This window comes from Neobacillus sp. YX16, assembly GCF_030123505.1.
Lineage (GTDB): Bacteria > Bacillota > Bacilli > Bacillales > Cytobacillaceae > Neobacillus.
In genome coordinates, this window is record NZ_CP126115.1 from 5,350,885 (window position 1) to 5,375,532 (window position 24,648).

Annotated in this window: 22 protein-coding genes and 1 pseudogene; 13 read left to right on the plus strand and 10 right to left on the minus strand. The window is 39.2% G+C overall.

Annotated elements, in window-relative coordinates:
* Positions 1-24: 24 nt before the first annotated feature.
* Positions 25-3,540: an Ig-like domain-containing protein gene (locus QNH48_RS26440; protein WP_283952656.1), complete on the minus strand. Its 3,516-nt coding sequence runs from the start codon at positions 3,538-3,540 to the stop codon at positions 25-27.
* 161 nt (positions 3,541-3,701) lie between these two features.
* Positions 3,702-3,863, minus strand: coding sequence for a hypothetical protein (locus tag QNH48_RS26445; protein ID WP_283952657.1), 162 nt, complete (start codon positions 3,861-3,863; stop codon positions 3,702-3,704).
* Positions 3,864-4,426: 563 nt separating this feature from the next.
* On the opposite strand from QNH48_RS26445, the pseudogene QNH48_RS26450 reads away from it, so the two are divergent.
* The 3 genes and pseudogenes from QNH48_RS26450 to QNH48_RS26460 all read left to right on the plus strand — a co-directional run bounded on the left by QNH48_RS26450 (position 4,427) and on the right by QNH48_RS26460 (position 6,644).
* Positions 4,427-5,042 (plus strand): annotated as a pseudogene (locus QNH48_RS26450) (LCP family glycopolymer transferase).
* 173 nt (positions 5,043-5,215) lie between these two features.
* Positions 5,216-5,443 (plus strand): hypothetical protein, encoded by a 228-nt coding sequence (locus QNH48_RS26455; protein WP_283952658.1) that lies wholly within the window; start codon positions 5,216-5,218, stop codon positions 5,441-5,443.
* Between the two features lie 211 nt (positions 5,444-5,654).
* Complete coding sequence (locus QNH48_RS26460; protein WP_283952659.1) at positions 5,655-6,644, plus strand: glycerophosphodiester phosphodiesterase family protein; 990 nt, start codon at positions 5,655-5,657, stop codon at positions 6,642-6,644.
* A 14-nt stretch (positions 6,645-6,658) separates the two neighbouring features.
* On the opposite strand, the gene QNH48_RS26465 is transcribed toward QNH48_RS26460, so the two are convergent.
* Positions 6,659-7,717: an NAD(P)/FAD-dependent oxidoreductase gene (locus tag QNH48_RS26465; RefSeq protein WP_283952660.1), complete on the minus strand. Its 1,059-nt coding sequence runs from the start codon at positions 7,715-7,717 to the stop codon at positions 6,659-6,661.
* Positions 7,718-8,032: 315 nt separating this feature from the next.
* Between QNH48_RS26465 and QNH48_RS26470 the strand changes: the two genes are divergently transcribed.
* The 4 genes from QNH48_RS26470 (at position 8,033) to QNH48_RS26485 (ending at position 11,838) form a co-directional block, all read left to right on the plus strand.
* Entirely contained in the window at positions 8,033-8,878 is an 846-nt protein-coding gene (locus QNH48_RS26470) for an ABC transporter ATP-binding protein (protein ID WP_283952661.1), read from the plus strand.
* Positions 8,829-9,755 carry an iron-hydroxamate ABC transporter substrate-binding protein gene (locus QNH48_RS26475; protein ID WP_283952662.1) on the plus strand — a complete coding sequence of 309 codons (927 nt, stop codon included), beginning with the start codon at positions 8,829-8,831 and terminating at the stop codon, positions 9,753-9,755. Before QNH48_RS26470 ends, QNH48_RS26475 begins: the two co-directional genes overlap by 50 nt.
* A gap of 68 nt (positions 9,756-9,823) precedes the next feature.
* Positions 9,824-10,834, plus strand: coding sequence for a FecCD family ABC transporter permease (locus QNH48_RS26480; RefSeq protein WP_283952663.1), 1,011 nt, complete (start codon positions 9,824-9,826; stop codon positions 10,832-10,834).
* Complete coding sequence (locus QNH48_RS26485) at positions 10,831-11,838, plus strand: FecCD family ABC transporter permease (RefSeq protein ID WP_283952664.1); 1,008 nt, start codon at positions 10,831-10,833, stop codon at positions 11,836-11,838. Before QNH48_RS26480 ends, QNH48_RS26485 begins: the two co-directional genes overlap by 4 nt.
* 107 nt (positions 11,839-11,945) lie before the next feature.
* Here the strand turns inward: QNH48_RS26485 and QNH48_RS26490 are convergent, their stop codons facing one another.
* Positions 11,946-12,386, minus strand: coding sequence for a cell wall hydrolase (locus QNH48_RS26490; protein ID WP_283952665.1), 441 nt, complete (start codon positions 12,384-12,386; stop codon positions 11,946-11,948).
* A gap of 97 nt (positions 12,387-12,483) precedes the next feature.
* Positions 12,484-12,852 (minus strand): winged helix-turn-helix transcriptional regulator, encoded by a 369-nt coding sequence (locus tag QNH48_RS26495; RefSeq protein ID WP_283952666.1) that lies wholly within the window; start codon positions 12,850-12,852, stop codon positions 12,484-12,486.
* Positions 12,853-13,032: 180 nt separating this feature from the next.
* On the opposite strand from QNH48_RS26495, the gene QNH48_RS26500 reads away from it, so the two are divergent.
* Positions 13,033-14,262, plus strand: a complete 1,230-nt coding sequence (locus QNH48_RS26500; RefSeq protein ID WP_283952667.1) for an MFS transporter — start codon at positions 13,033-13,035, stop codon at positions 14,260-14,262.
* Between the two features lie 4 nt (positions 14,263-14,266).
* A complete protein-coding gene (locus QNH48_RS26505) occupies positions 14,267-15,109 on the plus strand; it encodes an aldo/keto reductase (RefSeq protein WP_283952668.1) in 843 nt (280 codons plus the stop codon).
* Between the two features lie 42 nt (positions 15,110-15,151).
* Here QNH48_RS26505 and QNH48_RS26510 read toward each other — a convergent pair whose 3' ends face one another.
* A complete protein-coding gene (locus tag QNH48_RS26510; RefSeq protein WP_283952669.1) occupies positions 15,152-15,487 on the minus strand; it encodes a zinc ribbon domain-containing protein YjdM in 336 nt (111 codons plus the stop codon).
* Between the two features lie 301 nt (positions 15,488-15,788).
* Here QNH48_RS26510 and QNH48_RS26515 point away from each other — a divergent pair, with 301 nt between their 5' ends.
* Entirely contained in the window at positions 15,789-16,079 is a 291-nt protein-coding gene (locus tag QNH48_RS26515) for a hypothetical protein (protein WP_283952670.1), read from the plus strand.
* 389 nt (positions 16,080-16,468) lie between these two features.
* Positions 16,469-17,716 carry a helix-turn-helix domain-containing protein gene (locus tag QNH48_RS26520; protein ID WP_283952671.1) on the plus strand — a complete coding sequence of 416 codons (1,248 nt, stop codon included), beginning with the start codon at positions 16,469-16,471 and terminating at the stop codon, positions 17,714-17,716.
* A gap of 46 nt (positions 17,717-17,762) precedes the next feature.
* On the opposite strand, the gene QNH48_RS26525 is transcribed toward QNH48_RS26520, so the two are convergent.
* From QNH48_RS26525 to QNH48_RS26535, 3 genes are all read right to left on the minus strand, one after another.
* Positions 17,763-18,371, minus strand: a complete 609-nt coding sequence (locus tag QNH48_RS26525) for a TasA family protein (protein WP_283952672.1) — start codon at positions 18,369-18,371, stop codon at positions 17,763-17,765.
* A gap of 72 nt (positions 18,372-18,443) precedes the next feature.
* Positions 18,444-18,992 (minus strand): signal peptidase I SipW, encoded by a 549-nt coding sequence (gene sipW / locus QNH48_RS26530; RefSeq protein ID WP_283952673.1) that lies wholly within the window; start codon positions 18,990-18,992, stop codon positions 18,444-18,446.
* Positions 18,961-19,524: a DUF4047 domain-containing protein gene (locus QNH48_RS26535; protein ID WP_283952674.1), complete on the minus strand. Its 564-nt coding sequence runs from the start codon at positions 19,522-19,524 to the stop codon at positions 18,961-18,963. The genes sipW and QNH48_RS26535 overlap by 32 nt, the downstream gene beginning before the upstream one ends.
* Positions 19,525-19,782: 258 nt before the next feature.
* Here QNH48_RS26535 and QNH48_RS26540 point away from each other — a divergent pair, with 258 nt between their 5' ends.
* Positions 19,783-21,459 (plus strand): M4 family metallopeptidase, encoded by a 1,677-nt coding sequence (locus QNH48_RS26540; RefSeq protein ID WP_283952675.1) that lies wholly within the window; start codon positions 19,783-19,785, stop codon positions 21,457-21,459.
* Positions 21,460-21,532: 73 nt separating this feature from the next.
* Here the strand turns inward: QNH48_RS26540 and QNH48_RS26545 are convergent, their stop codons facing one another.
* Positions 21,533-22,789: a helix-turn-helix domain-containing protein gene (locus QNH48_RS26545; protein ID WP_283952676.1), complete on the minus strand. Its 1,257-nt coding sequence runs from the start codon at positions 22,787-22,789 to the stop codon at positions 21,533-21,535.
* A gap of 626 nt (positions 22,790-23,415) precedes the next feature.
* Here QNH48_RS26545 and QNH48_RS26550 point away from each other — a divergent pair.
* Positions 23,416-24,015, plus strand: a complete 600-nt coding sequence (locus tag QNH48_RS26550) for an NADPH-dependent FMN reductase (RefSeq protein WP_283952677.1) — start codon at positions 23,416-23,418, stop codon at positions 24,013-24,015.
* The last annotated feature ends 633 nt before the right edge of the window (positions 24,016-24,648 follow it).

Sequence of the window (24,648 nt, forward strand, 5' to 3'; positions counted from 1 at the left end):
TATATGAAGCCAATAGGATGTTGGTTATTTAACAACTTCATTGATTGCGTTTGAATTAACGCCTCCACCAATTTGGTGAACATATTTAGACTGTTTGTCCGAAAGCACTTGTTTTTGTTGATCGAATAATCCAAGATAGGAAACCAAAAGTACAGGAGATTTTAATTTGGCTGCTAATGGTCCTGCTGATAGGGCATCTACTAGATTTTCAGTTTCAGACTTAGCTATTAGAATCGAAGGTAATTCCAATCCTGTATAAAAGGTACGGATAACATTTGCATTAGTCTCTTGTCGATTCAATCCACTAATTCGATTGTTCGCTACATTTTTGGTACTTATTTTATTAATTTCACTAATGATTGAAGATGCGATTACTCCGCTGCCACCAATAAAATAAGCATTATCCAGCGATTCATTTTTGAGCCAGGTTAGGGTCTCAGAAGGAACAGTCGTTTTGTCTGTCAAAATGATTGGCTGTTTCATCTGACCTGCCTGTGCCGCAATTGAAAGGGCATCCGGTTCTCCCCATCCATATGCCATATAAATGGTGTTAACATCAATTAATTTATCAAGTTCCCTAGCAATTAATAGTGAGGTATTGTGTCGGGTTAATCCTCCAATTCTTGAAACCTGGTACCCCTTCGCGGTTAACGCGGTTTCGACTTTAGTTGAAATGACTCCTGTTCCACCAATTAATATAATTTCCTTGGCCTTTAGCCGGGCTATTTCAGCAAATGTTTCAATTGGTACTGAATCAGTTGTGGTTAATAAAATCGGCGCATTTTTCGCTGCAGCAAGGGGTGTGGCTGTTAACCCATCAACAATAGCACGACCATTCACCAACAGAACAGTATCCGCTCTCTCCCATCCCATTTGTGAAACATTTGTTGCAGTTGTATACCTTGTCTCACCAATTGCCTTTTGCAGTTTTTTCGTAACAGTCACGGTTTCTGATGAACTAGCATTTCCTGTCTTATCTATTGCAAAAATCTCAACTATTGCCCCTGAATTTTGCTTAGGAATAGAAATTGAGAACTTTCCATTTCCATCACTATTTCCCTTGCCTATTTCTTTCCCGGAGACCTTAGCAATAACAGTTGTTTCAGGCTCGGCGACACCTATTAGGACTTTTTCATGGTCCGTTACCAATGTAACTGTTGGCTGTTTAGGTGCGTTCAGCTTATTTACCACCATTGTAACTTTCTCACTTACATTTCCTGCTTTATCGGCAGCTGTGATGTCCAGCTTCGTTCCAGAAGCCTGAATAGGAAATGCCACACTAAATACACCATCCGGTTCTACCGTTCCACTTGCAATTAACGAACTATTTCTTTTTACTTCAACCAGTGACCCCGGCTCTGCTTGTCCCGTTATCGAAGAATCTGCATCGGTTATCTCGCCCACAACCGGGGTTGTCGGGGCGGTTTTGTCTTGAACCTTCGCGTTTCCTGATGGACTAACATTCCCTGCTTGGTCGACCGCATAAACCTGAATGAGTATACCAGCTTTTTGCTTCTCCATATCGATGCTGAAAGCTCCACTCTCACTCGAGGAAGACCTTCCAATTTCAGTTTGATCTACCTTGGCATAAACAATCGCATTCGCTTCTACTGTACCCGTGATGGCGATATGTTGATCAGAAACAAGATTCAAAGCTGGAGCTGCCGGTGGCGTAACATCTAATCCACCTGTCCCACCATCCATATTCAAACTTGTGTAGGTAATATCTGCCCCCTTATTCGAAGGTATGCTCCAGCCTTCCTTCGAAGAATAAGTCGTTACGACAGAACCCCCGCCACGAAGGTTTAAAGAATTACCAGAAAAAATTTTCTTTTCTAATCCATTAAAAAATGGATCACCTTTAAATCCATATAAACCTGTTGGTAATTTTAATAATAGGGCAATTCTAAAGTTGGTCATTAATTTACCAAAGGTCATATTGGGATTTATATACTTTTTAGCCACATTTTCCACGGCACGATAATTATTGTTTTGATCATTCATAATTTCTTTAAAAATACGGTTTCCTTGGTTGGTTTGAATTTTAATATACTGTGCAAACAAATACGACAAGGAATAATTGGATAGCATATCGCCATAATAATCCCAATACAGGAGAGAATGCCCGTTTTGTATAGCAGAAGAGCTATTATAATAATTTAAACGGTCACTTAGACCCTTACCAGTATAGATTTGTTCTGCAGCCATCGATAGCCCTTCATCTAACCATATATCCATATCACTATCATTGCCTTCAATTAATGCATTTTGATTAAAATTCACCATATGCTGAAACTCATGGGCCAACGTTTCATAAGCGCTTGATAAATCCTTCTGACTACCGGTTCCCATAGATGGATAAGTATCGATATAGAAAATTTCTGATTGGTTTGAGCTTGGGACATTATATAAATCTCCAGACCAGAAATAACCGCCAACAAATCCGCCGCTTCCATTAAAACCATCCTGGATATCGTAGGTTAATATATTAATTTTCCCATCGCCATTTATATCAGATTCTCGGCCGAAATTGGACGTTACAGTGGAATAGATTTTCGAATCAAATTCTTGACCGATTTGTTGCGCTTCATAATCGCTAATTTCATAATCCCCAACCCAGACATTTGCTTTCGTTCCGCTATATGCTAATCTTGCACTGAGCTCATAGCTTCCATCTGTAGTAATATCTGTAACCCAAAAATACTTCGTATCACCTACACGATAAGACGGCATGATAGATTTTTGACTTTTTCGGATAAGTTTGCTTCTATTACCTGCTGCGTCAAAGGGCTTATTCACATCCACCCGATAGGCACTTGGTTCTAGATTCTTATCAAAGGTATACTTCATATTCCTCAGATTAAACGTACCTGTTGGCTGTGTGAATTCCGCGTCAATAGATTCATTGCTAATCACAGCATATTTATCATCTTTTAATGGGGGAGTCGTGGAGTAAAAAGGATTTGCTACCTTAAAAGTTATGGTATCTGAAAAATACTCACTATAAATAGAATCTGAAACTCCTGCTCTCATATAAATATAAGCTTCATTTGTGAAATCAGCCTTTGGAATAGCTGAATTAATAAACCCTTCTGTGCTTCCATAGGTGTCAATTTCTATATATCCCAAAAAATTCAACCTATTGCTCTCTTCTTTAAAAAACTCAACGGTAAAAATTCGATCTTTTATATATGCATCTTCTGATCCGTAATACAGTTGCACATTCATCAAATCAGAATCATAATCATCATCCGTAACGTTCATAAAATAAAAATATTGATACGTTGCATAACTATCAAATAAATAATCTACAAATTCTCCTTCACCCATCAGCGGGTAAGTGGAGGGATCATTAAAATCAGCCTCTATCACCCGTGATTGCCGAGGTTTTCCATCTACTGAAATTTTGGCACTCATACTTTTTGCGTTCATATTTATTTTTGGCTTAGGCGCGCTTGCTTTCTGCTGTTCTTGAGCATATACCGCTGTATTAATAAGAACCAACTGTATTACTAGAAATATTGCAAATAACCTTTTCAAAATCTCCCAACCCCATCTCACCTTTTATTTTCCTTATCTATTACTATAGTAACAATTAGATTCTATTATAATGGTTTTTCAAAAGAATCCTATGGTGAATTATGCAATAGGGAAGATTATGATTTAAAAAAAAGCCAAATAAAAAAATGGCCCCTTTCATTTTAGAAAGGGGCTTCCTCGTTTTCTTCTTGTTCAAAAGAGTCTTTCAATTTTTCGTCTTGTTCCTTCATAGACTCGTATAGCATTACCATCCGCTGCACATCATGCGGAGAATATCCACTTCCTTCGAATTGCTCAACCAATATCCTCCATCTGTCATTCATCCTTCTCAACCGCCTTCTTTCATGGATTTATACGTCTTTCCAAATATATAATCTATCCTGAAATTGGATATTTTATGATAAATTAACATTAACGGTAGAAAAATACGGTATTGTTACGAGCACTTTTCAACAGACATTCTATCTACTCCAAGGCATATTTTACTTCACTTAAGGTAACCCTAGACTCCTGAAACATTATTCCATCTTATACGTCTAATGGAGATAGAAGAAGATTATTCAATTTTTCATGGGAGGGTATAATGAGAAACCAACATAAGAAAAATCGACTATGGCTTAAAGTATCAGGAATAGTGCTTTTGTTACTGCTTATAACAGGAGGTATCTATGGTTTTAGTGTTTATAAGTCTTTTAATCAAGCGATGGTAACCATACACCAGCCGATTGAACGTAAACAGTCCGATAAACGTGAAGTACCTATTACGTTAGAACAGAAGGATCCCTTTTCCGTGTTGATTCTAGGTGTTGATGAACGTGAAGGTGACAGCGGCCGTTCTGACACAATGATTGTGTTGGCGGTAAATCCTGAAAAAAATTCTATAAAAATGCTGAGTATTCCACGAGATACACGAACCGAGATTATTGGGAAAGGGATGGACGATAAAATAAATCATGCTTATGCATTTGGAAAAGTTCCTATGGCAATAGATACTGTCGAAGATTTCCTAGATATACCACTATTATATCAAGATTAATTTGGATGGGTTTAAGGAGGTTGTTGACGCAGTTGGTGGGGTAACTGTAAACAATGACCTTGATTTCACCGAGTCAGATGTTCATTTTCCGCTAGGAGAAATTCACCTAAACGGAGAAAAAGCCTTGATATTCTCAAGAATGAGGTATCAGGACCCTAGAGGTGACTTCGGACGCCAATTAAGGCAGCGTCAAGTAATTCAAGGAATTATCAAAGAAGGCGCTAGTATAACTAGTCTAACTAATTTATCGGGTATTTTTTCAGCTGTTGGTAACAATGTCAAAACAAATTTAACCTTTGAACAAATGGTTAACATCCAAAGAAACTATAAAGGTGTAGAGAAAAACATTCAGCAAATGGAAATAAAATCAGAAGGAAAATTAATTAATGAAATCTACTACGGTATCGTATCTCCAAAAGAAAAACAGCGAATTCAACAAGAACTAAAAGCACAGCTCGAGCTTTAAAAGAACCAAAGCTGGCTCGGGCAAATCCAAAAAGCTTTCTTTCTCACTTTTTGAAAAAATACTCACCACTGTCCCCACTGGGTCGACAGTGTCTGATTTGGTCATACTTAGTATGTATAAACCATTCCTTTTTGTAGACTCTATTTTATAGAATGTTTAAAGGAGATTATATTGTGAATACATACGAAATTACAAACATGATTATTGATGATGATTTTGATAGTGAGGAATATGTGACGGCAGAGTTTACCCATGATCAAATGAATTACAGCATTACTTTTAAGAAAGCAGATCTGGAAATCATGAATGCCTGGATTTTCAAAGATGGTACCTCGCTGCCAGCTGATTTATCGGACATTCTTATCGAATCCATTAGGGAAGATGTAAAAAAGAGAATGTAACGCAATGCTGATTGGCGACTCCAATCAGTTTTTTTGTGGATTTTAGTTGTTCGCTGATATATTTCATTTAACGCCGATATCTGTTTATTTACTAAAAAAATTCACTTCTAATCTTGTATTTAAATAGAAGTTCCACTAACTTAGACATGAAAGCCACGAAAAATGAAGCATTTCTGCTCCCGTTAACGTCATTTATCTTTAATATCTATCAATGGAGGATACGAAACTGAAGAAAATACTAAAAAGAATATTCATATTTCTACTCTTACTGTCTTTATTTATCTTTCTCAACAATAGTTCCATTTTTGCGAAGGATCGTGAGGGTGATCCCTTCCTTCTCGCTCACCGCGGGCTTGGCCAAACTTTTAGCATGGAAGGAATTCAGGGCGACACATGTACTGCTGAGCGAATTTCCCCGCCTGAGCACCCCTATCTAGAAAACACGATCCCTTCTATGGAAGCGGCATTTGAAAACGGAGCGGATATTGTTGAATTAGATATTAAGCCAACAAAGGATGGTCAATTTGCTGTTTTTCATGACTGGACGCTGGAATGCCGGACGAATGCAGAAGGAACGACGAAGGAATTTAGAATGGCCGAATTAAAGCAGCTGGATATTGGCTATGGGTATACAGCAGATAACGGGAAAACCTACCCGTTTCGAGGAAAAGGGATTGGACTTATGCCTTCTCTCGATGAAGTATTCAACCATTTTCCAAACCGTTCCTTCTTGATTCATATTAAAAGTGATGATCCCGAAGAAGGAAAACAGCTGGCTGAAGTGCTGAATGAACTGCCTGAAAAACGCTTAAGTCAATTAACGGTTTACGGCGGAGACCAGCCCATTGCAACACTAAAAGAGGAAATTCCTAATCTTCGTGTGATGTCAAAGGCCACATTAAAAAGCTGTCTTCTTCCTTATATTGCTGTTGGGTGGACAGGTTATATCCCTTCTGCATGCGAGAAAACACAATTGCATCTACCAGAAAAAATCGCCCCATGGATTTGGGGATGGTCAGATAAATTTTTAAATCGGATGGACAGCGTTGATACAAGGGTGATTGTTGTCGCAGGTGATGGCGGCTGGTCGGAAGGCTTTGATACGCAAGATGATTTAACAAGACTGCCAGACAACTATAGCGGCGGGATTTGGACTAACCGGATTGATAAAATCGCTCCAAGATACAAAAAAATAGAGTGAAGGCAGCCTTCACTCTATTTTCCTACCAATTGCTTCACTAATTCCTTATTACGCTTTTTAAACATTTCATTATGGGAAGAAACCATGGCAACTTTCGCAGCGTCAGGCTGAATAAACTGTTTGGCTTTATTTACAGCGTTCGCAGCATCCTGGAACGCACCGGCAATCAGGTTGATTTTTCCTTCATACGTAAGAATATCTCCCGCAGCATAAAGACCTTCAATCGAGGATTCGCTCGTAGCATTTCCCGCAATATAATAATTATCTACTCGTTCAATACTCAATTCACTATTTTCCAATAGGGTTGCATCCTGTTCATAGCCATGACTAATCACCACATCATCAACAACTAGGCAGGAAACTTCACCCGTTTCGTGATTTGTTAATTCAACGGTGGCGATTTCATCACGTTCACCATTAGCGATTAATTTAGTGATCGAAGATTGAAAGAAGCATTCCACAGAGCTTTCAAGAAGCTTTGTTGCTTGTGCTTCTTGTCCATGCCCGCCTAATTCCTCTTTTCTATAGGTTAAATAGACTTTTTTTGCAATTGGCTCTAGCTCATTTGCCCAGTCTACGGCGGAATTCCCGCCGCCAGAAATGATGATTGTTTTGTCTTTGAACTGCTTAAAGGATTTTACCGTGTAATGTAAATTCGTGACTTCAAATCTCTCTGCGCCTTCTATTTCCAGCTTTTGCGGATTCAAAATGCCGCTGCCAATGGCAACAATTACGGATTTTGAGTAATGAAGTTCTCCGGATGACCCGTTTAAGACAAAAATTCCTTCTTCATTGCGTGTGATTGACTCCACTTTTTCATTCAAGACAACTGTTGGGCTAAACGTTAATGCCTGCTCAACGAGCTGTTCCATTAATTTAGCTCCCGTTATTGGCGTTAAGCCGCCAACATCCCAGATCATTTTTTCCGGATAAACATGAATTTTACCGCCTAACTCCGGTTGATACTCAATCACCTTGGTTTTCATTTCTCTTAAACCACTATAAAAAGTAGAGTAAAGCCCTGCTGGACCGCCGCCAATAACCGTCACATCAAACAATTCGTGTTGTTCCATCTCCGTCCACTCCCTAACCAACTGTAATTGATTATCATTATCAATAAGATTAATGGATTTTCTCTCGATTGACAATACATATTTTTTGAAAATTCTGCGGCATCCTATTTTTATGATTTTTCGACACACTAAAAATGTGCACCAAACCTCTACAAGATAAGGATTTAAGCTTCATTTTCATAAACACTATTAAACAATTGAAAACTTTTCACAAAATTGTAATTGACAATCATTATCACCCACCTTTATAGTAAGGTCATAACGATACTGATAATCATTATCAATTAATTCTCAATTACATAAAGGAGGGTTACCATGGTTCGCCTATCTACAGATGAATTAAGCATTGGTTATGGTGAACGATTAATTGTTAAAAACCTAAGTATCGAGATTCCAGATAAGAAGATTACAACGATTATCGGACCAAATGGCTGCGGAAAATCGACTTTACTTAAAGCAATTACCCGGATCATCTCCCACCAATCTGGAAACATCCTTTTGGACGGTAAAGATATTTCAAAGGTAAACACAAAGATTCTCGCTAAACAAATGGCAATCCTTCCGCAAACACCAGAAAGTGCAAGCGGTTTAACAGTTGGCGAGCTCGTATCCTATGGGCGATTCCCTTATCAAAAGGGCTTTGGCCGCTTAACTAAGAAGGATTATGAGGTGATTGACTGGGCTCTTGAAGTCACAGGAACGATAGACTTTAAGTTTCGTTCAGTAGACGCACTATCAGGCGGACAGCGCCAGCGTGTTTGGATTGCGATGGCACTTGCTCAAGAAACAGAAATTATCTTCCTGGATGAGCCAACCACGTACCTGGATTTGGCCCATCAACTAGAAGTTTTAGAACTTCTTCAAAAATTAAATTATGAACAGGAACGGACGATTGTTATGGTCCTTCATGATTTAAACCAAGCCGCTCGCTTTGCGGATCATATCATCGCCTTAAAAGACGGTGAAATTGTAAAAGCAGGAAATTGTGAGGAAGTCATTAGCCAAAAGGTGTTAAAAAAGGTATTCAATATTGACGCCGTCATCGGACACGACCCTCGTACAGGAAAACCAATGTGCGTAACGTACAATCTACTAAAAGGAGAAACAAACCATGAAAAAACTACTACTGCCATTTATTCTGCTCGCAGCGTTAATTATTAGTGCATGTGGGAGCACCGAAACATCAAAAGAAAAGGACCAAGCAGCACCAGCTGATAAGAAATCTGAAACCATCACCTATCAGTCTGAAAATGGACCGGTTGAAGTGCCTGCTGATCCGCAGCGTGTCATTTTACTTTCCGGCTTCACAGGTAATGTAATAGATTTAGGCGTAAATGTTGTCGGTGTCGATGTTTGGTCAAAGAATAACCCTACATTTGAAAAAGAAATGAAGGATGTTGCAGAAGTATCCGATGAAGACTTAGAAAAAATCATTGAATTAGAACCAGATTTAATCATTGGTCTTTCCAATATTAAGAACGTAGATAAGTTAAGTGAAATTGCTCCTACTGTTACCTACACATGGGGAAAAGTAGATTATTTAACGCAGCACTTAGAAATTGGAAAACTATTAAATAAAGAAAAAGAAGCTCAAAGCTGGGTTGACGAATTCAAAAAAGAAGCAGAGACTGCTGGCGAAGAAATTCGTGCGAAAATTGGTGAGGATGCAACCGTATCGGTTATGGAAAGCTACGGAAAAGACCTTTATGTGTTTGGAAGCAACTGGGCACGTGGAACAGAAATCCTTTATCAAGCGATGAAATTGAACATGCCTGAAAAAGTAAAAGAAGTCGCAGAAAAATCTGGCTATGCTGCCATGTCTGCAGAAGTAATTCCTGAGTATGCTGGAGATTATATGATCTTAAGTAAATATTCAGATGCGGATACTTCTTTCCAAGAAACAGAAACATACAAAAACATTCCAGCTGTAAAGAGTAATCATGTATTTGAAATGGAAGGAAATGGGGCAAGCTTCAGTGACCCCGTTACACTCGAAAAGCAGCTTGAGTTCTTTAAAAAGTCATTTTTAGGTAATTAATATAAGAGAGGAATTCTTTCCTAGAATTCCTCTTTCCCCTATTCTATGAAAGAAAAGATGCGAGACTTATGACAAATAAAAAACAACGTTCTATTCCTTTTCTCTATAAACTAATCATCGCCATTCTTGTATTTGCCGCTATGTTTGTCTTTTCCATGGTCATGGGAGCAGCAGATATTAGCCTGAAAGATGTGTTGCAGTCCCTTTTTTCAAATGCAAAAGGTGAAAAAATTTCGATTATCCGTGAAATACGCTTGCCGCGTGAGGTTGCCGCCATCGTGGTCGGGGCCGCTCTTTCGGTTTCAGGAGCAATTATGCAAGGTATCACCAGAAATCCCCTTGCAGATCCTGGTTTATTAGGGTTAACTGCGGGGGCAAATGCCGCACTAGCCATCGTCATCGCCTTCGTCCCTTCCGCCAACTATTTCGGCATTACCATTGCCTGTTTTATTGGGGCAGCTGTCGGAACCTTGATGGTTTTCGGGATGGGTATGATGAAAAAAGGCGGCTTTTCTCCGCTCCGAATTGTATTAGCAGGGGCGGCTATTTCTGCTTTTCTTTTTGGTATTGCAGAAGGAATTGGGATTACCTTTAAAATTTCAAAGAATGTCTCGATGTGGACGGCAGGAGGAATGGTTGGAACCAGCTGGGGACAGCTCAAAATCATTGTTCCCTTCATCCTTATTGGGTTACTAGTCTCTCTATTTCTTTCCAGGCAGCTCACGATTCTTAGCTTAAATGAAGAAGTTGCTGTTGGTTTGGGGCAAAAGACGAGTCAAATAAAGGGAATCCTCTTTGTTGCGATTATTTTATTAGCGGGAGCTTCTGTTGCCCTTATTGGGAATATGGCTTTTATCGGATTAATGGTTCCCCATGTCGTACGGGCAATCGTGGGCACGGATTACCGTTATATTATTCCCATGTCTGCCATTTCAGGGGCCACGTTTATGCTTTTTGCCGATACACTCGGCCGGACCATGAATGCACCATTTGAAACCCCTGTCGCTGCCATTGTCGCAACACTGGGGTTGCCATTTTTCCTTGTGATTGTTCGGAGAGGAGGGAAAGCATTCTCATGATTCAACCCTCTTTAATTAGAAAGCAGCGTATCATTTTAGTTATTTTATTCGCTTTAATCCTGGTTACAATCGTGGTTGGTTTGGGTTTGGGTTTCTCCTCTCTATCGTATGATAGGCTGATTCCAACCCTTCTCGGACAAGGGACGTTTAAAGAGGAATTCGTGTTATTTTCCATTCGATTACCTCGAATCATCATTACCCTATTAGCTGGAATGGCCTTGGCATTATCAGGGGCTATTTTACAAGGTATCACCCGTAATGATTTAGCTGACCCTGGGATTATCGGGATTAATTCCGGTGCCGGTGTTGCTGTTACCGTATTCTTTTTATTTTTTCCGATTGATTCAGGTTCGTTTACGTACATGATTCCAGTTGTAGCTTTTATCGGCGCCATGCTGACGGCTGTCCTTCTCTATCTATTTGCGTATAGCAAAACTGAGGGACTGCAGCCTGTTCGATTAGTCTTAATTGGAGTCGGGTTTTCGATGGCACTATCCGGAGCGATGATTGTCCTCATCTCATCCGCCGAGCGGGCAAAAGTCGATTTTATTGCGAAATGGATAGCGGGGAATATTTGGGGGACAGATTGGCCGTTTATATGGGCACTCCTCCCTTGGCTGGTTGTTCTGCTCCCTTTTACCTTATATAAAGCCAATCGGTTAAACCTGCTTGGTTTAAGTGAACCAGTAGCAATCGGTGTGGGAGTTTCAATTGAAAAGGAACGAATTGTATTACTGATTACAGCCGTTGCCCTTGCCGCATCTGCAGTTTCCGTTACAGGTGGAATTTCTTTTATCGGATTAATGGCTCCACATATGGCAAAGGCTCTAGTGGGACCAAGAAATCAATTATTTATCCCTGTTGCCATATTAATTGGCGGGTGGCTGTTAATGTTTGCTGACACGGTGGGACGTAATATCATGGACTCCGCCGGAATCCCAGCAGGAATTATGGTCGCACTCATTGGTGCACCATATTTTATGTACCTTTTATTGAAAAAATAGTAAAGCAGCAGCTCCTTAAAAGTAAAACGCTCAGAAATCTGAGCGTTTTTTTACGAGATATTTACTTAGTTAATATCTTCCACTCTTGCCTCGAAAGAGCAAACTGGTCATCCTCTATAAACACTATCACATGTTCCAGGTTTTGGTTCATAAAAACAATGTTCTTTAAATTGACCAGTAAAAGGTTGGTCGTACCATGTTGGAGGACACGGACCAGTTGGATTAAAGTACCAAAGAGAATATTTCGCTGGGTGTTCTCTCCAATTTTGCACATTCTGTCTTGCTAATCTTCTTTCAGATTCTCTTGCTCTTTGATAAAATACATTGCCTTTTTGAACCGCTTCAAAAGAGTAATTTCCTCCTTGTACTTGAAAAATGACTTGTTCAATATTTGTCAATGCTCTAAAGTCTGGACAATCTGCTACTACACGGTTAACAATTACATTTCCAACATACAGCATTCCTTGCTTTCCTTCGCCTTCAGCTTCTGCTCTCATCATCCTTGCCATTAAGTCAATGTCTGAACTTCGGTGAGCTACTCTTGCCATTTTTCCACCTCCAAAAATATAGTATGAAAAAAAGCCTACATTGATGTCCTTATTTATTAAATAAGAAAGCTCAAATTTAATAGGAGCGCATTACTTTTTATTTCAGATGTTCGTTAAGTACGTTCTTTTCTAGGACATCCAAACTGCCATACACTTTGGAAATATGTTTTTCTCCCCATGTGCAAAGTGAATTTAAGATACCTTCTAAACTCTCACCATACTCGCTTAATTCATACTCTACTTTAGGCGGAACTTGATTATAAACGATTCGGTTAATGACTCCGTCTTCCTCTAATTCACGCAATTGCTGCGTTAACATCTTCTGCGTAATATCCGGCATCAAGCGTTTCAATTCACTCGTTCGTTTCTTGCCATGGGTTAAATGGCAGAGAATCACACACTTCCACTTTCCTCCGATTACTTCCAGCGTCGCTTCTACAGATATATTGTATTTCTTTTCTTTCATAGTAAAACTCCTCCTCACTAATAGGCACTAAAAAGTATCTATATTACACATAAGTACCTATATTACTTAAAAGTGCGTACTTCACTAATCTTTCACTATATCCCATAATAACATTTATCGATTGAGCTGCAACCAGCAAATCGAATTCAAATACTTATTCATTTTTAAGGAGGAGACAACATGTCTTTCAATCATAAACAAAGTACGTTTGCACTGCTGGCATTAGCCATTAGTGCCTTTGCAATTGGCACCACTGAATTTATCAGTGTCGGTCTTTTACCGTTAATTGCAAATGACCTAGAAATTCCTGTTACAACTGCCGGATTAACGGTTTCGTTATATGCTTTAGGAATAACCATAGGGGCTCCGATTTTGACATCACTTACTTCTAGTATGTCACGTAAATCTTTATTATTATGGATCATGGTTATTTTTATAATCGGAAATGGGCTGGCTGCAAGTGCAACGAGCATCGGTGTACTCTTAGTTGCCCGTGTTATATCAGCTCTTTCACATGGTATTTTCATGTCAATCGGTTCCACCATTGCAGCTGATTTAGTACCAGAAAATAAGAGAGCCAGCGCCATATCGATTATGTTTACTGGATTAACCGTGGCCACAGTAACGGGTGTTCCGTTTGGTACCTTTATAGGCCAGCAATTTGGCTGGCGGATGGCATTTATCCTTATCGTTGTGGTCGGAGTCATTGCCATGATTGCTAATATTATCCTAGTACCAGCAGCTTTACGAAAAGGGACAAAAACATCTTTTACTGATCAAATTAAAATAGTAACAAATAGTCGCTTATTACTTGTATTTATCATCACTGCCTTAGGGTATGGAGGAACGTTTGTTGTCTTTACTTATTTAACGCCTATCCTTCAGGAAATCACTGGTTTTAAGGAAGGTACTGTTGCTGTCATTCTTCTTGGATACGGAATCGCCATTGCAATCGGCAACATGATTGGTGGAAAAGCTGCGAATAAAAATCCGATTCAAGCGCTATTTTATATGTTTGTCGCTCAAGCATTGGTCCTTTTTATCTTACTGTTTACAGCACCTTTTAAAATAGCCGGATTAATTACGATTTTCTTAATGGGGCTCTTTGCTTTTATGAATGTTCCCGGGTTACAAGTGTATGTGGTCATGCTGGCTGAGCGGTATGTGCCAGCTGCCGTAGACGTTGCTTCTGCCCTTAATATTGCTGCCTTCAATGCAGGAATTGCAATGGGTTCCTTTTTAGGAGGCTTCATCACGGACTCAATTGGACTGATTCATACCACTTGGATTGGAGCTTTAATGGTTCTCGGCGCTGTCTTCCTAACTGGATGGAGTCGAAGGCTTGAACAAAAAGACGCTACCCTTATCGATAAAAGGTGTTCATTTTCAAATCAAAAATTGGAGGTTTAATAAAATGACAAACAACTTACAAGCAACAACTACTTTATATAATGGTGTAAAAATGCCTTGGATTGGTCTTGGGGTATTTAAAGTCGAAGAAGGTCCCGAATTAGTGAATGCTGTTAAATTTGCGATTAAACATGGATATCGCAGTATCGATACAGCAGCCATATATGGAAATGAAGAAGGCGTTGGACAAGCCATTCGTGAAGCGATGACAGAATATGGGATTAAAAGAGAAGAATTATTTATTACCTCAAAGGTTTGGAATGCTGATTTAGGATACAAATCGACGATTGAAGCATACGAAACTAGCTTAAGAAAACTTGGTCTTGATTATCTTGATCTGTACCTCATTCATTGGCCAGTAGAGGATAAATATGTAGAAGCTTGGAGGGCATTAGAAACGATCTATAAAGAAGGAAAAGTCAAAGCGATTGGTGTTAGCAACTTCCAAGTCCACCATCTTGAACAAATAATGAAGGACGCTGAAATAAGACCGATGGTTAACCAAGTTGAATACCATCCAAGGTTAACTCAGCAAGAAGTCAAAATCTTTTGCGATAACAATGGCATTCAATTTGAAGCTTGGTCCCCTTTAATGCAGGGGCAATTATTTGATAACCCTTTACTAAAGGAAATCGCCAATAAATATAACAAAACCGTAGCGATGGTCATTTTACGCTGGGATATACAAAATGGCGTTGTAACGATACCAAAATCAACGAAAGAACTCAGAATCATAGAAAACTCAACCATATTTGATTTTGAACTAACCAAAGAAGACATGGAGCAAATTAACAACTTAAATCAAAATCATCGTGTCGGTCCAAATCCAGATAACATTGATTTCTAGAAAAAATAGCAGGCGCTCCAATAAAAGGAGCGCCTCATTTTTTTATATTTTTTTCACATATTCAGATTTCAAGCTCATTGCGCCAAAACCATCGATTTTACAGTCGATATTATGGTCTCCATCCACTAAACGAATGTTTTTTACTTTTGTTCCTTGCTTTAGCGTTGAGGAACTTCCTTTTACTTTAAGGTCTTTAAGAACGGTTACCGAATCACCGTCACTTAAAACATTTCCATTTGCATCTTTAATAACTCTTTCTTCTTCCACAGCTGCAGCATCTAAACTCCACTCATGCCCACACTCAGGGCAGATCAATAGGCTTCCATCTTCATATGTATATTCTGAATGACATTTTGGGCAATTTGGCAAACTGGACATAATTGGTTGCTCCCTTCTCCGATAAATATTAATCCAAGTATATTGGATTTTTCATAAAGATTCCACTTTATTAGAATCCTTTCAAAAATGGATATATACCTTAGTGTTCATGCCTTCTCCGAAATACGACGCGTACATATGATGGAGTATTTCGTGACAAGGAGGTGATTTATTTGGGCCTACAACTATGTGATTGCGGTGCAACAGCTATTGGCAGCGGCACAACAACGATTCAAGCGGGACCTTTCCTCTCCCGATTACCCTAAACTTTGATGTTAACATTCGTATTTGTCGAAACTGTATGTTAGCAGACAGTTCTGTCATCGCTTCCTTCTCTGCAATCATTCCTTTTATAGGAACAGTAACAGCAAGCTTTTCAGGGGTGCCTACCGGATTTCCAATTTGCACGGTAGAAAATGGAGTACAAATTCTAGAAGTTGAAGTAGCGGGTGACCTAATCCTTAATGGCGAGGAGCCAGACAATGTAACCTTTACGTTGACACTAAGTTCTAATAATCAGGTTTGTATTGATTTATCTATTGGGCAAATTACTTTACCATGCTTAACAATACCAGTCGTCTTTACTTGTTAATAACATCACGACCAAAATAGCTATCTTCTAAAAAGGGAAGTTACATTACTTTTTTTGAGTAATTGGCTTCTTTTTTTATTTTCAAAAATTAGGGGTAATGATTAATATACAGTTCACGACTATAGTCCTATTTTTCTATTAATAGCAGGTTAAGAAAAGCTTTTATTAAACATTAAACTTGAATCGTAACAATTTAGGTATATAAGACTACTTTGATTACCCCAATTTACACTATGCCTCCCTCCCCTTACGATAGACATAGGAAATATTCCTATTAAAAAAAGAATTGGAAGTATTGAAAGTGGAAGAATTTCTCTTCCGCTTTCCTTTTTTACATGGAGTAAAATCTAGTATAATAGTAGAAAAATAGAGCAGCGTAGAGGTGTAAGATGATCGAGGGGAAAATGATTAAGTTTTATCGAGAAAAAGCTGGGTTAACGCAAGGACAGCTTGTGAAGGGAATCTGTTCTGTTACGCACTTGAGTAAAATTGAACGCGGTATCACAGAGTACTCAGAAGAAATCACAAAATTACTAGCCAATAAGTTAAACATCGACCCTCAAGTTGAAATTGCCCGTTACCACAATCTTTCGAAGAAGCTCGAACAATGGCATGATGCAATCGTTATGCAAAATTTCCGAGAATCTAAGGCTCTTAAGAACGAACTTGAACAAGACGAACTGATTCAGCTGCAGGAATTTAATGTTTATTATCTGTTACTTTCCGCAAGATATCACTTATCTAATAACCAATTAGCAGATGCAAAACAGATTATTGATTTTTTACAAAAAAGTGAAGCCGCGTATTCTCCACATGACAGCAATATGTTAAAGCACGTAAGGGGAATCTATTATTTTCTATCCGGTCAATTTCAGGAATGTGTGAATGTGTTAACTTTAATTGATCAACTGCAATATAATCGTTTGGAATATTATTACCATTTGGCCATTGCCTACCACTCGATCAATTCACCAGTAAGGGCCTATTATTATGCAGACAAAGCACTCCGCTATTTCCGTAAAACATTGAACATGCTTCGAATTATTGATACGGAGATGGTAATGCTCATACAGCTGAATTCCAACGAGCCGCATGATTTTAATGAAACATTTGAAACCTATGAAAAACTGTTGAAAATGTGCGATACCTGTAATGCGGTAGAGAGGAAAGCAAAGCTCTACCATAACCTGGCATTTGAATACTCACGGCGAAAACAATACCAAAAAGCAGTAGAGTTTTATACGGAAGCGCTGAAACTTATTGATGAACATTCTCCACAATATTTAACCACCTTAGACCGGTATATTTTTAGCTGCCACGCAGGAGAACTAGTATCAAAAGAAATATTAAAGGAACAAGCGCAAAAAGGTTTGAAATTAGCCAAAGCAGCTAAGTCTAATGACTGGATTAATTTCCAACTTCATCTCTATTTACTAAATGATGAAGAAGAAAACTATTATCAGTGTATCGAGACTACCGCCCTTCCCTATTTTAAAAAGATGGGCTATAGAATCTTAATTGATTACTTTGAGAAAAAACTTTTTCAATACCTTTATGAAAAGGGCGAGGTAGAAAAAGCACTAGAATTGGCAAATTCCCTTATTCGAGGCAAACATAACCACTATGAACAGAATTAATCAACAAAGGACTGGCGATAAAATCGTCAGTCCTTCTTGTTTCTATTTAATTGTTATTTTCATCAGTATCATCGTAATAAGTGCCAGCGGTCTGTTCTGCATTAAAGGTCCAATCAACCTTCAGTTTATCACCTTGGAATTGATTTTGATCTTGTCCATTGTCTACAAATTCAAATAACACGAAGATTTTTTCCTTTTCACCTGTAGGGATTCCGTCAGGTCTTGTACCTGTAAGAATGTCAATCTGTGTTAAGTCTGGATTCTGAGATTGGAGGTCAAACAGCGTTGTTTCAACGATTGGATTACTTGCACTGCTTGTATTGTACATAATCGTTACTTTGATATGCTTGGCTAAATCATCACTGTTATCAGATTTCGCATCTTCAACACTGTAATTGGTTGATAATAATACCTTGCCAATATCCAACGTACCGTTATTCTCTAGCGTAAATTCACGATAGATTTCATCACCAGGCTTGATATTGTCAATATTTACAACGGTACTTGGATTTAACGCTAAGTCTAGTACCCCTGCTGCAAATGTGTTCTGTGTTTCAACAGAATCGCTAAAATAGGCAAATGTACCTCCACCCATTAATGATAACCCTAAAGCAGCACTCATAACCCCTTGACTTACCTTCTTTGTAAAACTCATCCTCAATTCCTCCTCATGAAAATAGTAAAATATATTAAACTCTTATGTACTTTTTGTAGATACATAGGAGAGCTAACCAACTTTGCCTGCTTCCAGCTCTTTTTTTGCCCCATTAATCGAACGAATCGCAGAAATTAGTAAAAGTAACCCAGGGACAAACAACAATAGTGCTGACCCTAGTTTTGAACTTGAATAGTTAAGCGCATATCCAACGTAAGGAATCGTGAAGCCCTTATACATCCCCACTACATTTTGCTGAGTTACAGTCCACCTATCAGCACCATCATTGTTATCCCCTTTTGTTTTATAGACAGTTTGTCCATTTTGTGTTTTCACATCTGTGATTCTATGAGTAATCAAGTTTCCATCCATTCGAAACGTGATCACATCCCCTTTTTTATAGGAGGAATGTTTATCTTTTATTTCAATTGCAATGATGGATCCGGTTTGAAAGATTGGCTCCATCGAGCCTGATAATACTGCTTTCAATTGATAACCTGCTATCGTTGGTGTTCCTCCTGATATCCTAGAAGAAAGGACGACAAACGCTACCAAACATACAATTACGATGAACATACCACTTCCAATCCTACTCACTGCCTTCAAGAGTTTCTTTGCCATTTTCAATCACCTGCCTATTTTTTATTTCTACCTCTTCTATCTTTAATAGAAAAATAGAACGGAGCGCTTCTATTTTTGAAAAATCAATGGAGGCTTGTACTTCATTCCTCAGACCTTCTACTGTGTGAAACCCCTTATGGACATATTCAAATGAATCTTTATCTTGAATCTTGTTTTTGTAGGCTGACATTTCCTCATAAACACGATGCAGGTTGTCCAATTGAATGTATAGTTCCTGTCCACTAGCACTAATTTGGGAGAGTTGAACCTGCAATTCTTCTAATGTTTCACCTGGTGTCACTAAAAGGGTACTTTGATAGGTTTCTTTCATACTCATGACAATCTCCTCCGCAGAATCCTCTAATTGTTTGATCGTCGATGGAAAAACAATCGCAGCTGAAATCTCTATTGGCTCAAGCATCCCTTTACTTGAAAATTTGGCCTCTGTTTCTCCTATTAGCAGATTCCCTAAATAAAAGAAAAGGCAGCATAAACATGGAATGATAATGGTCCGATGAAACGTTCTTCTCATTTTTTCGATTCTCCCCGCAAACAACTGTATTTGCCCCTATTATCACAGAGTTTTCAGATTATTGTTATCGGGTTAATTCCATGGAGAATCCTTAAGAAATTTTGTCGAATAGACCATGCAGAAGGAAGAAAAACAGAAAAAACGGCAAAAAAATAACCCAATTGATTCTAGTTCGAATATTCATAATAATTTGAAGTGTACCAACACTACACGTCTAAGAAAGGGTGGATTTTATTGAAAAAGAAAATCAGGAAAAATATGAGGAAAAAAGCTGCTGCTCTTTTGGCGCTATCGATTGCATTTGGAGGCATGCTTCCAACTAGTTCGCTTGCTGCTGAAACGACCACTCCGGCTCCCATACTATTTAAAGCTGAAGGATTAAGTAAGCAAGATGTGGTGAAAGCATTCCTTCAATCAAAGGTACAAGCCACTATGACGAAATTAGTAGATCCAGGGGAACAATTCAAAATTGTCAACGAGCAAAATGATAGCACAACAGGTACATACCATGTACGTACTATCGAGCAATACAAAGGAATTCCGATATACGGATCTGGGCAAACTGTTGCCATTGATGCAAACAACAGCGTATATGCATCTATAGGTAAAGTTACACAAAATCTAGCGCGTACCCTTATTCCAACGGAAGCCTCTCTTTCCCAAGATGATGCCATTTCTATTGCCAAGCAAGGGGTTGAATCCCAAATCGGGGAAGTGAAAAACTATGATGGCATCGACTCTAAATTAATGATTTATCCATATAAAGGAAAGTATCATTTAACGTACCTAGTAAAAGCATCTACTTCTAATCCTGCACCTGGATATTTCCATTACTTTATCGATGCAAACAGCGGGGAAGTCGTGAATAGCTTTAATAAAATCCATGAGGTAGATACGTCTTCACTATCTCCAGTGATAGGAAGAGGCTTAGACTTACATGGCACAATGCAGTCCTTTCCAGTAGGTAAAGATTTAACATCGGGGACAAGTTATCTATATGGCGCTTCTGCTGCAGCCGGTAAAACAGTGCCGATGGCCACTTTCACTGCTAAACGCATGGAAGAATTCGTCTATTTGCTGGGTGCCGCTTTCGGATTCACTGGATATGAAATATCGACAACTAATTCCACCAACTTTTTCCATGATCCTGCGGCTATTTCAGCGCATTATAACTCAGATAAAGTAAACAAATACTATCAAGTTATACACAAGAGAAACAGCTTAGATAATCAGGGAATGCCCATAATAAGCACGGTCCATATTGGAGTAAAATGGAATAATGCTGCCTGGAACGGAAAACAAATGATGTACGGAGACGGGGATGGTATTAGATATAACTCCCTTGCAGGCGGGCTGGATGTTGCCGGTCACGAAATGACTCATGGTGTCATTGAACACTCTGCAGACTTAGTTTATCAGGGTGAATCTGGTGCCATTAATGAATCACTGGCGGACGTCTTAGGAAACTTTGCGGAAATGTATGCAACTTCAGAAGTAGAATGGGAACTTGGTGAAGATATTACAACTCCAAATATTCCTGGTGACGGCGGACTTCGTTCCATGAGTAATCCTGCATCTAAGAAGACCTCCATTACAGAGTCCGGATACTATCCAGATCATTATGACGATCGCTACCTTGGAACAGAAGACAAAGGCGGCGTTCACATTAACAGTGGAATCAATAACAAAGCGGCTTACTTAATTTCTCAAGGCGGTACCAATAATGATATTACCGTCAAAGGAATTGGGAAGTCGAAAACAGAAAAAATCTATTACCGTGCTCTAACTCTTTACTTAACATCTTCTTCTGGTTTCCATGACATGCGAGAAGCTGCTATTCATGCGGCACGCGACTTGCATCCAGATAAAAATGGTGCACCATCTCCGGAAACCCAAGCGGTTATGGATGCCTATTCTTCTGTAGGCGTGAACTAAACTAGTCCTAAAATATCAAAAGCCATGAACGAAGGGACTAATCCTCGTTCATGGCTTTTCTTTTTAGATATGATTATTCAGCATTAATGGAACCAATAAGCAGGTTGGCAATTTGAACGAGTTTTTCGTATTGTCCTGTTTCCACGTAATGATGGTACAGTTCTTTACCGTACCTGTTCGTAAGCATTTCACTGTTACTGGAAGTGAAGTATGGAAGTGCCTCCTCCTCTATGCAGTGGTAATATTGTTCGTCATTTTCCTCTATCCGGAGGATAAGGAGCTTAAATACGATTATATAAACTTTGGTGTCTAACTTTTTAGCCATCGACAGCCCTTCTCGAGCATGCTTAAGCAGCTCGGCTTTACGCATAGATTTTCCTTCTAAGCAGCATTTTAGATAATTGTACCAACGCTGAAGGTATAGAACAGAAGGCTTATCCACAAGTCGAAGTGACTCCTTATAAGACTTTTGGGCATTTTGATAATCTTTTCTTCTGTAATACTCATAGCCTAGATTGTTTAGAAGCATCGTTTTCTTATCAGGTATATTCAGTAATTCACAGTTATGAATCAACTTTTGGTACGCTGCTTCCACCTCTTTGAAATCAGTTTCAATATTGCTGCCAAGTGAAATAAGCATGATGGATTCTGCCATAATGGCTCCTAAGAAGTTATCAATTTCTTTATAGTACCGCAGTGCTTTTTCCGCATAGGAATAGGCCAATACATAGGAATTCATCCATTGATAAGCGGCAGCCAAATGGTAATAGTATTCGAGATTTCCATACTCATTCCGATCAATTTCCTTCAGAATGGCGATCGCCTTTTGGTAACTTTCCGTTTTCGAGTATCTGTAATTGAGAAGGTAATAGATTCCCCATACATGCCGGTACAGATTCCTTTCGTAAGCGGGAAGATCAGGATAGTCGCTTTGGACATGAATTAAAAAAGCATATGTCATTTTGAAATCCTGCTGGAGCAGATAATACCTCGCCAGCAGCAAGTAGTACAAGGCCGCATAAGAGGAAGACTCAATAAACGGAATGGTTTCCAGTTCCTTTTTGATTTCCTCGACTTCTTTCATCCTCCGCATGATGATAACCTTATGCCAGTAATGAAGCTGATTCCCCAGGTTCTCAAAGCGCTGAATCTCTTTTTCAATATCAATTTGTAAACGCTCTGAAAACAATGAGATGATCTCTGACGCATAGGGAGTTTGTCCCCGTTCAATTTTGCTCACATGGGTAACCGAGCAAATTCCCCTGCCTAAATCCTCTTGAGTAAGCCCCTCTTTTTGACGGTAAAATTTAATAATTTCCCCAACCGACATCTAACTCTCCCCTTACAACCCTATGTAATGTATTTCCTTTTTTAAGTAAGGCTGTGTTAAAGGATACTGTTGATTTTTAGAACCTGTTGATTGGAGCGGAAGGGCGCTTGACTCCTCGAAAATGCTATCGCATTTTCTTCGTGCGTGGGCAGATTCGAGGATGTAAATCAAAGTCCTGCGGGATGAACGAGCTGAGTGAGACCCCGCAGAAGCGAAGCTGTAAGGGGGCTCACGGGTGAGCCCGCGGAAAGCATAGCGCCCTGGAGCGCAAATCAACAGCCTAGTTTAACACAGTCTTAAGTAAAGAAATTTAACCCATTTTAGATATCTGATATAGCAGGACTATTCTAGTTTATAGGCTTGTTCATTCTCTTGCCAAAAGGATATTGACTTAATTTTTAGAATCTTCCTGCGTAATTCAGTAGGACAAAAGATACATATCTTATGTAACAAAGAAAACGGAAATCTTTACCACCACAGAATCAAAAGTTTAATCTCTTGACATCGAGATAAATTTGTATTATATTTATCTCGAATTAAAAATATTTAATTTGAGTATACTTTAATTCAAACAAACGAAACCGAAAAACCTAAATAGATAAAAATCACAGCAAGGGGTGGACAGCATGGGTTTTTTAAACAAATTATTTGGTACAACAACTAAGGAGGAAAAAACAATGACAAATCCAAAATTAAAAATAGGTATTATTTTAGGTAGCACACGTCAAGGACGTGTTAGCCCGCAAGTAGGAGAATGGGTAAAAGGAATTGCAGATCAACGTGGAGATGCAGATTATGAAATCGTGGATATCGCAGATTACAACCTGCCTTTCTTAGGAACTACTGATGGAACTGAACCAGGTATCGCTGCTTGGAATGAAAAACTTGCAAGCCTAGATGGATTCGTATTCGTTGTTCAAGAATACAACCACAGCATTACTGGCGCTTTAAAAAATGCAATTGATTTCGCACGTGAAGCTTGGTACAACAAAGCTGCTGGTATCGTAAGCTATGGTTCAACAGGCGGAGCACGTGCAGCTGAACACTTACGTGGAATCCTTGGCGAAGTAAAAGTTGCTGACGTTCGCACACATCCAACATTGTCTTTATTCACAGACTTTGAAAACGGATCTGTATTCAAACCAGCTGATTTACATCAAACAAACATGACTGCAATGCTTGACGAAGTAATCGCTTGGAGCGGTGCTTTAAAAACAATTCGTTAATTTTCAGACACAACCAAAAGTAACCTCGTACTAGCCCTATTTTGGGATACGGGGTTACTTTTTTCTTTTTATAAGGCTATGTTAAAGCTCATTATTGATTTTGGCACTCTGTTGATTTGTGCGGAAGGCGCGAGACTCCTCGAAAATGCTACCGCATTTTCTTCGTGCGTGGGCAGATTCGAGGATGTAAATCAGTGTCCTGCAGGAGGACGGGACAGGGGAGACCCCGCAGGCGCGCTTTAGCGCCGAGGAGTAGGAAAAGCGGAAGCGCCTTGTACATCCCCGACAAGCGCTGGAGGGCCTGACGATGAAGTCGTTCTTTGACTTCAACGTTGGGACCGAAGCGTCTCGAGGGGCTAGGCGCTGCAGCTAGACAGGCTTTCCGAACCGCCTGCGGAAAGCGAAGCGCCTCGTGACAGTCAGAGACCGCCTGTCACTGCGGTGATTATTCAAAGAAGCTTTCCTTAGTGGAGCGCAAATCAACAGCCAAGTTTAACAGAGCCTTTTATAAAGATTTTCAATATCAACCTAATGATTATGTATTATTACGAAACAACGCTTTCAAAAAATGATTGACGAATTCACTTTATACGTGATATCCACTTAGGGTTAATTGATTTGTTTAATAAACAA